Source organism: Rhizorhabdus phycosphaerae (assembly GCF_011044255.1).
In the GTDB taxonomy this organism is placed as follows: Bacteria; Pseudomonadota; Alphaproteobacteria; order Sphingomonadales; family Sphingomonadaceae; genus Rhizorhabdus; species Rhizorhabdus phycosphaerae.
The window spans coordinates 4069420-4083282 of the sequence record NZ_CP049107.1 but is presented as its reverse complement, the minus strand read 5'-3'; the positions used below and the strand labels follow the sequence as shown (position 1 = coordinate 4083282).

Annotated in this window: 16 protein-coding genes; 7 read left to right on the top strand and 9 right to left on the bottom strand. The window is 65.2% G+C overall.

Translation table 11 applies throughout. The annotated features are described in order from the left end of the window. Positions 1 to 22 precede the first annotated feature (22 nt). The 5 genes from G6P88_RS19010 to G6P88_RS18990 all read left to right on the top strand — a co-directional run bounded on the left by G6P88_RS19010 (position 23) and on the right by G6P88_RS18990 (position 3396). Positions 23 to 460 carry a response regulator gene (locus tag G6P88_RS19010; protein ID WP_165324598.1) on the top strand — a complete coding sequence of 146 codons (438 nt, stop codon included), beginning with the start codon at positions 23 to 25 and terminating at the stop codon, positions 458 to 460. Then, positions 414 to 1136 (top strand): squalene/phytoene synthase family protein, encoded by a 723-nt coding sequence (locus G6P88_RS19005; RefSeq protein ID WP_226946642.1) that lies wholly within the window; start codon positions 414 to 416, stop codon positions 1134 to 1136. The genes G6P88_RS19010 and G6P88_RS19005 overlap by 47 nt, the downstream gene beginning before the upstream one ends. Positions 1137 to 1172: 36 nt before the next feature. Further along, a complete protein-coding gene (locus G6P88_RS19000) occupies positions 1173 to 1613 on the top strand; it encodes an EF-hand domain-containing protein (protein WP_165324597.1) in 441 nt (146 codons plus the stop codon). Between the two features lie 61 nt (positions 1614 to 1674). After that, on the top strand, positions 1675 to 2064 hold the full coding sequence (locus G6P88_RS18995; RefSeq protein WP_165324596.1) for a nuclear transport factor 2 family protein: 390 nt from the start codon (positions 1675 to 1677) through the stop codon (positions 2062 to 2064). A gap of 423 nt (positions 2065 to 2487) precedes the next feature. Beyond that, positions 2488 to 3396 (top strand): trypsin-like peptidase domain-containing protein, encoded by a 909-nt coding sequence (locus G6P88_RS18990; protein ID WP_226946855.1) that lies wholly within the window; start codon positions 2488 to 2490, stop codon positions 3394 to 3396. 21 nt (positions 3397 to 3417) lie between these two features. On the opposite strand, the gene G6P88_RS18985 is transcribed toward G6P88_RS18990, so the two are convergent. The 3 genes from G6P88_RS18985 to G6P88_RS18975 form a co-directional block, all read right to left on the bottom strand. Further along, entirely contained in the window at positions 3418 to 4473 is a 1056-nt protein-coding gene (locus tag G6P88_RS18985; protein WP_165324594.1) for a class I SAM-dependent methyltransferase, read from the bottom strand. A 59-nt stretch (positions 4474 to 4532) separates the two neighbouring features. After that, positions 4533 to 5378 carry a prolipoprotein diacylglyceryl transferase gene (gene lgt, locus G6P88_RS18980; RefSeq protein ID WP_425594461.1) on the bottom strand — a complete coding sequence of 282 codons (846 nt, stop codon included), beginning with the start codon at positions 5376 to 5378 and terminating at the stop codon, positions 4533 to 4535. A 100-nt stretch (positions 5379 to 5478) separates the two neighbouring features. Then, positions 5479 to 5895, bottom strand: a complete 417-nt coding sequence (locus G6P88_RS18975; RefSeq protein WP_165324593.1) for an ATP-binding protein — start codon at positions 5893 to 5895, stop codon at positions 5479 to 5481. A 46-nt stretch (positions 5896 to 5941) separates the two neighbouring features. Between G6P88_RS18975 and G6P88_RS18970 the strand changes: the two genes are divergently transcribed. Continuing rightward, positions 5942 to 6373, top strand: coding sequence for a FecR family protein (locus G6P88_RS18970; protein ID WP_165324592.1), 432 nt, complete (start codon positions 5942 to 5944; stop codon positions 6371 to 6373). After that, a complete protein-coding gene (locus G6P88_RS18965) occupies positions 6370 to 6963 on the top strand; it encodes an OmpA family protein (RefSeq protein ID WP_165324591.1) in 594 nt (197 codons plus the stop codon). The genes G6P88_RS18970 and G6P88_RS18965 overlap by 4 nt, the downstream gene beginning before the upstream one ends. Here G6P88_RS18965 and G6P88_RS18960 read toward each other — a convergent pair. From G6P88_RS18960 to G6P88_RS18935, 6 genes are all read right to left on the bottom strand, one after another. Next, positions 6950 to 8959: a CHASE2 domain-containing protein gene (locus tag G6P88_RS18960; RefSeq protein WP_226946853.1), complete on the bottom strand. Its 2010-nt coding sequence runs from the start codon at positions 8957 to 8959 to the stop codon at positions 6950 to 6952. The two genes, G6P88_RS18965 and G6P88_RS18960, sit on opposite strands and share 14 nt — an antisense overlap. A gap of 47 nt (positions 8960 to 9006) precedes the next feature. Beyond that, entirely contained in the window at positions 9007 to 9975 is a 969-nt protein-coding gene (locus G6P88_RS18955) for an MBL fold metallo-hydrolase (protein WP_165324589.1), read from the bottom strand. Between the two features lie 21 nt (positions 9976 to 9996). Then, positions 9997 to 10335, bottom strand: a complete 339-nt coding sequence (locus G6P88_RS18950; RefSeq protein ID WP_165324588.1) for an STAS domain-containing protein — start codon at positions 10333 to 10335, stop codon at positions 9997 to 9999. A 66-nt stretch (positions 10336 to 10401) separates the two neighbouring features. Next, entirely contained in the window at positions 10402 to 11100 is a 699-nt protein-coding gene (locus G6P88_RS18945; protein ID WP_165324587.1) for a glutamine amidotransferase, read from the bottom strand. A gap of 127 nt (positions 11101 to 11227) precedes the next feature. Beyond that, positions 11228 to 12631, bottom strand: a complete 1404-nt coding sequence (locus G6P88_RS18940; protein ID WP_165324586.1) for an NAD(P)H-dependent flavin oxidoreductase — start codon at positions 12629 to 12631, stop codon at positions 11228 to 11230. Between the two features lie 105 nt (positions 12632 to 12736). After that, positions 12737 to 13834: a glycosyltransferase gene (locus G6P88_RS18935; protein ID WP_165324585.1), complete on the bottom strand. Its 1098-nt coding sequence runs from the start codon at positions 13832 to 13834 to the stop codon at positions 12737 to 12739. Positions 13835 to 13863 lie beyond the last annotated feature (29 nt).

Genomic DNA, 13863 nt, shown 5'->3' with positions numbered 1-13863 from the left:
TCGCGTGCTCGGGAGCGGTCACATGTCCGATGGCCACAAGTACAAGGCAGAGGATCTACCCCTGATCTTGCGGGACGGCACTCACTCGCCGCGCCTTCTCTATGTCGAGGACATGGTGGAGATCGCCGAGGTAACCTGTCTGATGCTCGAAGACCTCGGGCTCGACATCACGGTGGTCAATTCCGCCGAGGAAGCGCTGGCGCTTGCCGAACCGGAATCGGCGCATTTCGACATCGTCCTCACCGACGTCGTGCTGCCGGGGCTGAGCGGCATTCATCTGGCGCGGCGGCTCAATCGGCGCTGGCCCAATCTCCCGATCATCCTCGTCAGCGGCTATAGCGAGGAACTGGCGCTCGGCTATGCCAAGCAATATGAGCTCATCCGCAAGCCGTTCAGCCGGGGTACCTTGATCGATGCGCTCCAGCGCCATCTCGACGGCAGCGTCCACCACCACGTCTGAACCGCCCTTGCTCGCCGATCCCGAAAGAATGCTGGCGCTCAGCTATGCCGCCGCCGCGCGGAAGCCCGCACTCGCTGCCCTATGGCAGCTGGATGAGCGCATGGGCGCGATCGTGGCAGCCGCACGCGATCCGCTGATCGGGTCGATGCGTCTTGTCTGGTGGCGCGACGCGCTCGCCGATCTCGACGACCGGTCGGCGCGCGTGCCGGCCGAACCCTTGCTGCAGGCACTTTCGGCCGCGACGCTGACCGCCGGCGTGACCGGGAGCGACTTGGCCGCGCTCGAAGAGGGATGGTCGGTCCTGCTCGACGAAGACACGCCCAATGTTGCGCAGATCGAAACCCATGGCACCGGGCGTGGCGCCCCCCTGTTCCGCATGGCGGCGACGCTGCTCGGGCAGGTCCCAGACGACATCGAAGCTGCCGGCGCCGGCTGGGCACTTGCCGATCTCGGCCATCGCCTCCAGTCGCCCGAGGCGCGCCGGACAGCGCGGGCCGCGGCCAGCCGACATCTCGCCCAGGTCGACCTCCGCGCTTGGCCCCGCAGCCTGCGCCCGCTCGGCCTGCTCACGCTGCTGGCGCGCGCGGACGCGGCCCTGCCGGCGGACCGGCTCAGACGGCAGGGTTCTCCAAAACGGTTGTTTCGCAGTCTCGCCTACGGGCTGCTCGGACGATAGACTGGTCCCGGGCAAAGGTACCGGGGAGACCGACCGATGTGGCGCTATTTGGCAATTGCGGCAGCAGGCTTGATGTTGGCGGGAGGCGGACTCCTGCTCTGGCAAAGCGACGCCGCCGGCCCCTCCCTGCCCTCGCCGGCGCTGGCTGCGGATGCGCAGGACGCCCCCCTCGGTGCGCCGCCCGCCGCCAGCGAGAAGACCCGCGAGGAAAAACGCTTCGGCCGCTACGACAAGGACAAGGACGGCAAGATCAGCCGCGAGGAATATCTGGCGAGCCGCAGGAAGGCCTATGCAAAGCTCGACGCCAACGGCGATGGCCGGCTCAGCTTCGAGGAATGGTCGGCCAAGACCAGCGAGCGTTTCGCCAAGGCCGACGCCGACAACAGCACCGTCCTCACCCCCGAAGAATTCGCGACGACGAAGGTTCAGCGCAAGACCGTCCGCCCCGCCCCCTGCGTGCCCGAGACCGAAGGGTGATGGGGAGACATCGCCGCGTCATGCTGTAAGGCAAGCGGATGCCACGGGCGATCGAGGAACCATGACCACAGCTGCCGAACTTGCCATCCGGGTGCGCCGCGCCGCGTTCAACCGCGCTATCGCAGAGGGCGACCTTGCCGCCATCCAGCCGCTGCTTGCGCCCGACGTCGTCATGGTGACAGGCAGCGACAGCGCGGTAATCGCCGGCCGGAAAGCGCAACTCTCGATTTGGAAGCGCGAATTCGCCCGGCAGGGGCGCGAGATCTATGTCCGCACGCCGGACAGCATCGTCATATCCGCCGTCGAACCGCTCGCGCTGGAGACAGGCCAATGGGAGTCGGTCGCTGCCGGCGGCGGAACGCCGTCCTGTGGCGGAAGCTACAGCGCAAAATGGCGAGAAATGGGCGAACATTGGGTGCTCGAAGCGGAGATCTTCGTCACCCTCCGCTAATTTGGGAATAGCCGGCGCCACGCCGAATGGCCGGGTTTCGGGGTGAAGGCTGCGGTTGAAAGGAAATCTGCCGTCGTCCTTTGTGGCGGTGGCGATAGACAAAGGTCGTACCCACGGCCCAGAAAAAATTTCCCTCTGAAATTCAATATTTTATTTCACATCAGAAATTGCCTTCACGCAGTTTCCGCAGCTGATGAGCCCCTCCGGGTAACGCGATTTTCACCCCCTTCTGATGGAATGGCCGTCGCTGCCAACCGACCGGAAAGGGTGAAGCATGAAAGCCGATCAGGGCCCTTCGACCTGGCCTCAACGGACAGACTGTCCGTCCTCCGATCCAGCGAATTGCTCGGGGGCGATCTTCGCCTAACCGGCGCCGACAGATCCAGCGCGTCCGGTGGACGCCATCACAACAGGGTGAACCTCATGCTGCTTCGAAGGTCTTCGAAGAGCGGCATCGACTGCCGTCATTCAAGATCCGCGCTGTGCTCGTTTCTGGTCGCTGCGATCGCCTGGTCCGCACCTTCGGCGGCCGTGCTGCTGGCGGGCGGATCACAGTCAGGCCGGTTCAACTGGTCGAACGAACTCGCAACACGGTTCGACACGGTCGGTGAGATTCAATGCCATGATCCAGCCAACCCCAGCGTCGCCAAGACGGCGACGGGCTGGATCGTAGGCAGTACCGACACCGTCGTGACCGCCGCTCACCTGTTTTTCCAGCGATCACGGGCCGGCGCGAGGGATAAGACCACCTTGTCGCCCACCCAATGCACCTTCCGCCTTTATGATGGCCAGGGCGCGTTGCGCGACGTCATCGGCTTTCGGTACGGACTGTCGGAATGGGCGGATATACGCCGCCGCTATGACAGCTCCTATGATGTGGCGGTTCTGAAACTCGACCGGCGGGCTGCAGTCAGATCGGTACCGGCCGTCAAAATTCTGAGCCACCTCTCCACCCCGACGGTCAAACTGGCCGCGTTCCATGGCGGCAGCCTGAGGAGCAGCCACCCTTGGCTCACAAGCGGCCAGACGAAGCTGTTCCCCAGCAATGTCGTCGTCGATCATTTCGACGACATGCGGATCAGCGACACCCGCCGGATGTTGGCAGCGTCGGCGGATTCAACGCCGGGTTCGTCTGGCGGCATGTATTTCGATCCAGCAAGGAATGCAGCAATCGGCATTCATGTCGGATCTCTCTGCGCTGAGAGCCAAGCCGGTTATGATGGCGCGAACTGCTTCAATTATGGCCTTCGCTTTGACGCGAAGCTGCTCGGAATGATCGACAGCGTCGTGTCCGACAGACCGTTGCTCGCGCAACTGATCCGAACGCGCTGAGATCCTACGGCATCGACTGGTTCATACGCCTGTAAAGCCCGCAGCGGGTGGCCAGGACGGAGACACCAGCGCGATTGCGCGGAACAGAGTGCCCATCTCTTCGTCCGCCGTCAGCCGGTGCAGCGCGATCCCGATCTCGTCGGTCCGCTCCGGATGAGCGCGGGCAAGCGTCGCCGCGCGGGCGGTAATGCCCAGCGTATTCAGGAAGAAGCTCTGCGAGACGGGCCCCTGCACCCGCGCTCCGCCCAGCTTGCCGACGCGCGCCATGGCGGTGAAGTCGACATGGGCCGTCAGATCGTTGGCCCCGGGATTGCTGAACACGTCGGCATAGGCATGAGCGTTGAGCGCCTGAAGCGTGTCGCCGGCATTGTAATTCTCATGACCATAATCGATAGCCAGCACCGCCCCGCCCTGGCGCGCCACCTGCCCCGCGAGCGCCCGTGCCACTGCCAGTCCGTCGGGCGACGTCTCATAGATGCTGCCGGCAACGGCATCGTGCAGATGCTCGGGCACCTTCTTCTCCGCGGGCTTGTCGCCGGGAACCGCGCGAAAGCCGTCATCGTCGAGCGTGACCATGCGTTCGCGCCAGCCAGAATAGGTCTTGATATATTGCCGATAGGGCAGCGCGTCGAAGAACTCGTTGGCGATCACCAGCATCGGGGCGTCGGTGGGCAGCGTTTCTATCGCGCTGTGCCAGATCGCGTTCGGAACGCGCTGCCGCTGCTGTTCCCGCAGCACCGGGCTGGTCTCGACGAAATGCACATGCGGGTGACGACGCTGCGAGGCCAAGGCGCGAAGCGCATCGGCCGCGAGCGTCCCCCGCCCCGGCCCCAGCTCGACATAATGAACGATCTCGGCCCCCGAACGGGCCCAGAGGTCGGCGCACCACAGGCCGATCATCTCGCCGAACATCTGGCTGACCTCGGGCGAAGTGATGAAATCGCCCTGCGCGCCGAGCGGATCGTGCGAGGCATAATAATGCGCGTTGCACGCCCCCATATAGTCGGCGACGCTGATCTTGCCCCGCTCCCTGATCCGCTGACTCAGCGCGTGGGCGAAGTCCTCGTTACTCTCCATCAGCCTGCTTCTGCGCTGTTCAAATCGCAGCACCATAATATATCATGGTTAGCAAATGCTTACCCACGGGCGTCGATCGACCGGCGACGCGATGCGGTGGCGATCAGATAGACTCCGCCGACGATCATCGGCAAAGTCAGCGTCTGGCCCATGGTCAGCCCCCAGCTCAGCGTGCCGAGCTGGATGTCCGGCTCGCGGAAATACTCGACGAAGAAGCGGCTCAGGCCATAGCCGAGCAGGAAGATGCCCACGAGCTTGCCCGGCTGGTTACGCGCGTTGGTCCGCCAGAAGAAAAAGGCGAGAACCAGCCCCAGCAGCAGCCCCTCGAGACCAGCCTCGTAAAGCTGGCTGGGATGGCGGGGCAGGCCGTCAGGTGCGGCCGGGAAGATGACGGCCCAGGGAACATCGGTCGGCCGTCCCCACAGCTCTCCGTTCACGAAATTGGCGAGCCTGCCGAAGAACAGTCCGAACGGCGTGCAGCAGGCGATATAGTCGTGGATACGCAGCCAGCTGAGCCCGTCGCGCCGCGCCATATAGAATATGCCCACCGAAACGCCCAGCGCGCCCCCGTGGAAGGACATGCCGCCCTCCCACAGCTTGAATATGTCGAGCGGGTGCATGAGGATTTCGGGCTGGTAGAAGAAGACATAGGCGAGGCGCCCGCCGATCAATATGCCCAGGGTCGCGTAGAAGACGAAGTCGTCGGCATGCCGCCGCTCCATCGGCGGATTGGGCTGCGCGATCAGCCGCGTAAGATAATACCAGCCGAGCAGGATGCCGGTGATGTAGGCCAGCGAATACCAGTGAATCTGAAGGATACCGAGATCGAGAGCGATCGGATCCAGGCCCAGATCGCTGAAATGTATGGCCGCGGCGGCGGCGGTAGCGGACAGTTGCAACGTCATTTCCCCGTCAGCGGATAAGCGCCTGCCATAGCCCCTGACCCCGGGCAGCGAAAGGCCCGCCGCAAGAGCGTCGTAACATAACGGCGCGTCGGACCGACCGTCACGCCGCGCGCAGGCGCAGGCGCAGTTCGTTCCATCCGTCCGCCCGCCGATAGTCGACGATCTCCGCCCAGTTTCGGACGAGCTCCAGGCCAGCGCCACCGCCGCGCTCGGGATTGGGGCCACCCGTGGCTTGCAGCCGGGGATCGAACGGACGGCCGGGATCGCGCAAGGTCAGACAGGGCGCCCCCTGCTCCACACCCAGAGCGAGTTCTATCCGGTCGGCATCGGACACACCGCCATGTTCGCGTGCGTTCGTCACCAGTTCCTCGACGAGGATCGCCAGCCGGGCGGCGGTCGGCGGCGCGAGGCCCACATCGCCGGCGAAAGATCTTGCCGCGGCGGTGAGCACCGCAACGGCCGTGGCGCCATTGCAACCTATGGTTACCTGCGCCGATTTCGAGTCCCGGTCAGCCATTAATGCGCTATGTCACGAGTTGCTGGTCATGGGGATGGCGAGAATCATGAAACGGGCTTTGCTTATCCTTTCGGGCGTGCTGCTGGCGGCCCAACCTGCCTGGGCCGAGATCGCCCGCATCAAGCGCGCGACCGGCGTCACGTCCATCGAACGTGGCGCCGGGCGACTGACCCCCTCGCCGGGGTTTCAGCTGCAGCCCGGCGATGTTCTGGTGACCGGCAAGGACGGGCAGCTCAGCCTGACCTTCATCGACGACACCCGCTTCTCGGTAGGACCGAACAGCCGCATCGCGGTCGACCAGTTCGATTATAACCGCACCACCCAGGCCGGCGCCTTCGTGACGCGGGTCGATCGAGGATCGCTTGCGGTCGTCTCGGGCCAGATCGCCAAGTCGAAGCGCGATGCGATGAAAGTACGGACCCCGACGTCGCTTCTGGGCGTTCGGGGTACCCGCTTCATCGTGGAGGTACCCAAATGATCCGCCGGACCATCGCGTCCCTCCTGCTGGTCTCCTGTCTGAGCGCCTGCGCGACCGGACCGACCCTGACCCTTCTTCCCAGCGAAGAGGGGAAGCAGGGCGCGGTCGCCGTGCTCGAGGAAAATGGCAAGCCGGTCGACTATGTCGTGACAGAGCTCAACAGCAGCACCAATCTTTCGGGCCGGCCGAAGACCCGTGCGATCAACCCGGACAAGCTCAATGCGCGACGCCTGGCGCTTCTTCAGGCGCTGCCGCCACCGCCGGTCCGGTTGCGGCTCTATTTCCAGCAGGGAACGACCAGACTGACCCCGGAATCGCAGCCCGGCCTCGACTTCCTGAAGAAGGAGGTTGCGGAGCGGCCCGGTGCGGAAGTGCAGGTCACCGGTCACACCGACACGGTCGGCAAGGTGGAAGACAATGACGTGCTGTCGGAGCGGCGCGCGGAGGAAGTGGTCAAGGCCCTGGCCGACCTGGGCATCGAACCGGCCCTGCTGACGGCAGTCGGGCGCGGCGAGCGCGAGCCGCTTGAGGACAAGGGCGATAATTATGCTTCGCCGGCCAACCGACGCGTCGAGGTCATCGTTCGATAGCGCCCGCGCTTCCAGCCTGCGGGCCGAGATAGCGCAGGGCGAGAATGGTAAGGTCGTCGCTCGGGTCGCAGCCCCTCTCGAACAGCCTCACCGCGTCGCGCAGTCCGTCGACCATAGCCGTCGCGCCGGAGAGGCCGCCGAGGACCCCCGTCAGCCGATCGTGGCCAAACAGGGTGCCGGCCTGATCCTGCGCTTCGCTCACCCCGTCGGAGATCAGCACCAGCGCTTCACCCGGCCGAAGCACGAGCCGTTCCTCGGGATAGGGAAAGTCGACGATGCAGAAAGGCGGCCCCCCGTCGAGCCGGTGTACCGCCACCTGTCCGGCGAGGTCGACGTGGAGCGGGTCTTCATGACCGGCATTCACCAGCCGGACCTCCCCGTTCGTCAGGTCGATCACGCCGATGACCATCGTGACGTTCATCGCCTCGCCATTGTCGCGCATCAGTTCTTCATTGAGCACGAACGCCACCTCGGCGAGGTCGGGCAGCCCGCGCAAAGCGACGCTTTTGGCGAGCGCCTTGGACAACGCCATGAACAAGGCGGCGGGAACCCCCTTGCCGGTCACATCGCCCAGAATGAAGGCGACCCGGTCCGCGTCGAGCCGGATGACGTCGTAGAGATCGCCACCGATCGACCTGGCCGGCTCGAGCACAGCATCGACGTCGAGCCTCGGATCGGTCCGTGCCAGCTCCGCGCGCGGCGGCAGCATGCCGATCTGGATCGATCGCGCAGCCTGCAACTCGCCCTCGGTGGCGGCGGCGGCCAGTCGTTCCTGGAGCAGCGTCTCGCGCAGCCGCTCCCGCTCGCGCCGTGCCTCGACGAACAGCCCGGTCGCGCTCCCCAACGCCGCGCCAGCTGCGAGCATGACCGGGCGGATCGGATCGAGCAGCAGAGAAAACTGGTCGAACGACACCCAGCACGCTGCGGCAACCGCGACGCAGCCGAGCAGCGGGGCCCAGCGCCAGCGGGATCGGACCGGCAACAGGCCGATGCACAACAAGGCGAGCACCAGTCCTGCTCCCCACTCGACCGCTGCCGCCCCGGCCGGTCGGCCGAGCCATCCCTTCCGCAATATCGCATCGACCGCCTGCGCCTGGACGAGCGTGCCGAAACCTTCAGCCGCCATCGGCGTGGCGACGATGTCGGCGGTCCCTTCCGCCGAAAGCCCGACCAGAACGATGCGCCCCGCAAAGGCATCGGCCGGGAAGCCCTGCCGCAGGACGTCCGCCGCCGAGACGATGTGAGAGTGAGGGATATGGCCGAAGCGCAGCGCCATTGCGCCGCGCATGTCGACGGGGATGCGGCGATCGCCCAGCGCCACCTGTCCGGGCGCCACGGCGAACCCGTCTTCTCCAGCGGCGACGCGGGCGACCTCGACAGCGAAGCCGGGCATGGGCCGTGCGCCGACGCGCATCAGCAGGGGAACGGAGCGGACGGTGCCGTCCCGATCGGGCGGGCCGTTGAGAAGGCCATGGCCGAGCGCCGCCTGCTCCAGCGGCCCAATGTTCGCGACCGCGCGCGGCTGCGCCGCGAGATCGGCGGGGGGGTCGCCCTTGATGACCGGGTCCACCACCAGGCCGGCCGGATCGCTGCCGGCGGCAGGCGTCGCTGCCCGGCCGAGTATGACCGGCGCGTGGGCGACCACCTGACCGAACAGGCCATCCATCGACGGGAGAGCAAGGACCTCGGCGCGGGCAGGCCCGCCGAGTTCGGGGTAGAAGGCCGCGAAGATGTCGGGCCGGATGCGGTCCGGCTCAGGAAAGAGCATGTCGAGACCGATCGCAGCCGGCTTGCGAGCCGCGATCTCCTCGACAAGCCGGGCGATGTGATAGCGGGGCCACGGCCAGGGACCGATCGCCTCAAGGCTTTCCGAATCGATCATCACGACCCGCACCGGCGAGGCGGAAAGGTCGCGCGGAGACAGGCGCTGCCACAGGTCGAACAGCGAAGTGCGCAGTTCCGGGCCCGCGAGGGCGGTTGTGAAGACCGCGAAGATCAGTCCGGCAAGACCCGCCAGCCAGACCCGACGGCGGGGTGAGGCGGTCAGAGCTTCACCTCGAGCCCGTCATAGGCGCACAGCACCTCGAGCGGCTGGTCGCGGCGGGTCAATTCCTCATAGCGGATGCTCTCTTTGTGCATCCGCTCGATGTCCGCATCGCTGTAGACGGGCTCGTGGTGGAAGAGCGCAAGGCGTCGCGCGGCTGCCTGATGGCAGATGTCGATCGCAACGATATTGGAGCTGTGGCCCCAGTCCTCTTTCATCGAGACCGCATCGGCCAGCGAGTACATCGTGTCGCAGATCACGAGATCGGCCTCGCGGAAGAAGCGGGCGACCTCTTCCTCATCCTCCATGGCCTCGATCTTGTGCTCGCTGTCGGTGGAGAAGATGGCCGTCTTTCCAGCGGCGTCGGTGAAGCGATAACCGAAGCTCCTGTGGCTGTGATTCTGCTCCATCATCTCGACCTGTACGCCGCCGATCGCATAGGTCTCGCCCGGCACCAGCGTACGGAACTCGATCTTCGCGCGCAGCCAGTCGAAGGCGACCGGAAAGCTGATCTCCTCCTGCTGCCGGCGGAAGGCCTGCTCGGCATCGGGATGGCCCGAGTGAATCACGATGCGCGAAGCGGGGTCGAAGGCTGGTCCGAAGAAGGGAAAGCCGCCGATATGGTCCCAATGGAGATGGGACATGAAGATGTTGAACTCGCGCTTGTGGCCCGCAGCCATGCGCCCGAACGCGTTTATCCCGAACTCCCGCGCGCCGGTCCCGAAGTCGCACAGGAGAAAGGAACCGTCGCCGGCATCGGTCTCGATCTCGATGCAGGTGGTGGCGCCGCCATAGGTCGCGCCCGCCGCGAAATCGAGTTCGCCCTCCACGAAGGCCAGCGCTTCCGCCTTGTCGGCAAAGCGCCTGCCCTGCGCGGCGACGAGCGCGCCGGCAATCTTGTCGCGGATCGAGGTCGCGGTCTGCGCGACCGCCAGAGAGCCTCGTGTCCCCCAGAAACGAACCAGCATCGCATCCCCCCGGATGACAGGTCAGGCGGTCAGCGCGGCCTCGACCGTGTCGGTGACTCCGAATAACTTATCGTAGCGGCTGATCGCCAATATCTCGCGCACGATCTCGTTCGGCCGTGCCAGCAGGATGCGGACCCCTGCCCCGTCCGCCTTGCGCTTGGCGAGGGTGAGCGCACGCAAGCCGCGCGACGACATATAGTCGATACCATGGCAGTCGAGCACCAGCCTGGCGCTGCTGCCGGCGCAGCGCTCGACCGCCTGTTCCAGCTGCGCACCGAACAGCGCAGCAGTCGACTCGTCCACCTTGCCGGCAGGGACGGCAATGATCGCACCGTCCTGCACTTCTTCGGACCATTCCATCTGCACACTCCCCCGGAAGACCATCAATCTATCCGTGAAGCCGCGCAGTGGGAAGTTAGGCAAATGTTACATATCTATACGCGCCAGCCAGTCCGCGATCATGCGACGGCCGGCCTCTACCGCCCGGCTTCCATGCCGGCCATGATCATCCCGCAGCGCCTCGACGCTGGTCCCCGCCGCATGGATATAGGGCTCGTCTTCCAGCCATGCGTCGAAGCGGGGATCCTCGCCCATCTCCGGATGGCATTGCAGGGCAAGGATGTTCTGCCCCCGGCGGAAGGCCTGGTGTGCATATTTGTCCGACGAGGCAAGCAACTCCGCCCCCTCTGGAAGGTCGAACGTGTCGCCATGCCAGTGCAGTACGGGCACATCCGCGATATGCCGCAGCGGAGAGGAAAGCCCCGTATCGGTTATCGCGACCGGGGCGAAGCCCACTTCCTTGACCGGCCCCGCATAGACGCGGGCGCCCATGGCGGCGGCGATCATCTGGCTGCCCAGGCAGACGCCCAGTGTCGGCCGGTCGAGCATGATGCGCCGCGCCAGACGCGCGATTTCGCAGCCGATCCAGGGATGGCGGTCGGTCTCATACACGCCCATCGGTCCACCCATCATCACGACCAGATCCGGACTGTCGAAATCGACATTCGGGAATTCCGGATCGGTGACGTCGATGCGGTCGATCACGAAGCCCGCCGCTTCGACGGGCGCACGAAAGCCGGCTATGCCTTCATAGGGAACATGGCGGATGACGAGGGCTGTCTTCATGCCGCGACCTTATCCGGATCGCCGACGATTCGAAGCCCAGCCATTCTTAGGCGGCGGAAAGTTTATCTCTACCCACCAGGTCGAGTAATCGCCGGGTGACCGCGCCTGCGCCCACCCGGCAGCAGCCTCAGTCGCCGGTCAGGATGCGGTCGACCAGCTGCTTCACGGTCGGCACGAAACCGTTCGAGTAGAAGGGGTCCTGTTTGAACTTATAGGCGGCATGACCTGCGAACATCAGATTCTGATCGACAGGGCCGCCATGGGCGATGTCCTGAAGCGTTTTCTGGATGCAGAAGCTGCGCGGATCGGCGAGGCGGCCGGTCGAATTATTCTCATTATCCGCCCAGGACGAGAAAGCGCACTGGCTGAGGCAGCCCATGCAGTCGGCCTGATCCTTGCGGATCGTCTTCATCTCCTCGGTGGTAACGAAGACGAGCGTGTTGTCCGGTGTCTTCAGCGCATTGGTGAAGCCAAGGCCATACCATTCGCGCGCGCGTTGGAGATCGCCGAGCGTCACCCAGAAGCTCTTGCCCTTCACGCCCACGTCGAGCTGATATTGATGGTCACCGGCAGCTTCCATGGAGAAGGCGATCTGCCGCTCGGAGCGGGCCTCGAGATTGCGCAGGAAGGGATTGCGCACCGCCGAAGAATAGAAACCCGTCGGCGAGAAGCGATGGAGCAGCACGTCGCCCGGCTCCAGCTTGGTGAGCTCGTCCTTCCACCCCTGGGGAATGGGGCTTTCCTTGGTCAGCAACGGGCGCGTCCCGAACTGGAAGGCGATCTGGCCGAGTTCGGGATTGTCGATCCAGTCGTTCCAGTCGCGCAGATACCAGACGCCGCCGGCCATCACGATCGGCACATCGTCGGAAATGCCGCCCTGCCGCATCGTGTCGCGCAGTGCCTTCACCCGCGGATAGGGGTCCTGCGGCTGGCGCGGATCTTCCGCATTGGACAGGCCGTTATGGCCGCCGGCGAGCCAGGGATCCTCATAGACAACCGCGGCGAGCCATTCGGCCGCCTTGGAATAAGCGCGCTTCCACAGCGCGCTGAAGGCGCGCCCCGAGGAGACGATCGGCAGATAATGCACGCCGTAGGAGGCCGCGATCTCGCTGAGCTTGTACGGCATGCCCGCACCGCAGGTTACGCCGGCCACCATGCCCCGGGTGCGTTCGAGCACGCCGTGCAGCACGCGCTGGGCGCCACCCATTTCCCACAGGACGTTGATGTTGATGGCACCCTTGCCGCCGGAAATCTCGAATGCTCGCTTGACCTGCTCGACCGCGCCGTCGATCGCATAGGAGACCAGTTCTTCGTGCCGGTCACGCCGGGTGAGCGCGCGGTAGACCTGCGGAATGATCTTGCCTTCGGCATCATAGCTGTCCGCATTGACGGCAGACACCGTCCCGACACCGCCCGCTGCGGCCCACGCTCCCGAACTCGCATGATTGGTCGCCGCGACACCCTTGCCACCTTCGATAAGGGGCCAGACTTCGCGCCCACCATAGACGATCGGCCGCAGACCTTTGAACAACGAGACCTCCAAAAAACCACGAACAGGACGATTGGGAATTCGCGCCCTATAGTGCGAACGCCAAAAAAATGCGCGCAAAATCTGGGGAGAGGTAATTGCCGCGCCCTATGCGACCGGCTCCCGCCCCATCGCTCCCCAATAGAGGGCACGATAGCGCCCGATCATTACCTGCTCCTCGAAAGCGGCCAGTGCGACGTTGCGATTGGCCATGCCGACATCGCGGCGCAGCTGGGCATTTCCCAAAAGCGTTCGCAACGCGGCTGCAAGCGCGCCTTCGTCTGCGCAAGGGGTGACGAAAGCCCGATTCTCCGGCGCGACCATATGGGCGATATCGCCGACATCCGTCGTCACCGCCGGGAGGGCGCAGGCCATCGCCTCGATCAGCGAGATCGGGAATTGCTCGCTGTCGGACGATAGCGCGAACACATCGAAAGCCGACATGTAGCGCACGGGATCGCGCACGAAACCCGGCAGAATAACGCGATCGGAAACCGAAAGTCGCGCCACCTCCTTGAGGATAGTATCCCGTTCGGGCCCATCTCCCAGGATCACGAGGCGGGCATTAGCGGGCGCGCCCGCGGCAAAGGCCCTGACCAGCCGGGGCAGATTCTTGACCGGGCGCAGGCCCGCCACCGTGCCGACGATCGGCCCCTCCACGGGCGGACAGCCCGGCAAGGACAGCGGCGCGGCCAGATCGGCTTCGGACGGCAGACCTATGCCATTGGGTATCCGCACGACACGGTCGGCGGGCTGCCACCATATGGCGCGCGCGATGCTCTCCAGGCGATGCGATGGCACGACCAGGCGATGCGCGGCATGCAGCATCAGGCGCCGGAACCAGATGCGGGCGGGCTTCTGTCCTGCTGCCTCGTCTTCGTTGAACCCATCCTCATGATGGATCAACGGCGGCAGGCCCCGGCCCGCAAAGAGGCGGCGGGCGCCGACGATGTCCATCGCACCCCAATTATAGCTCAGCACGAGATCGAAATCCGCCATGTAGCGCGCCAGTGCCGCATAACGACCGACGCCCGGCAAGCCCTGCAAGGACGGCGCATCGTCTCCGGGAAAGGCGACGCTGATCGCGGGATCGAGCGCCTCGCGTGCCGCCAGAGCGCCTGGGACCGCCGTCAACACGACATGCTCAGCCTTGTCACCGAACGCGTTCATCAGGCGAACGGCCCGCGCCTCCTTGCCCCCCAGCATGAAGGTCGAATGGCAATGAAGGATGCGTG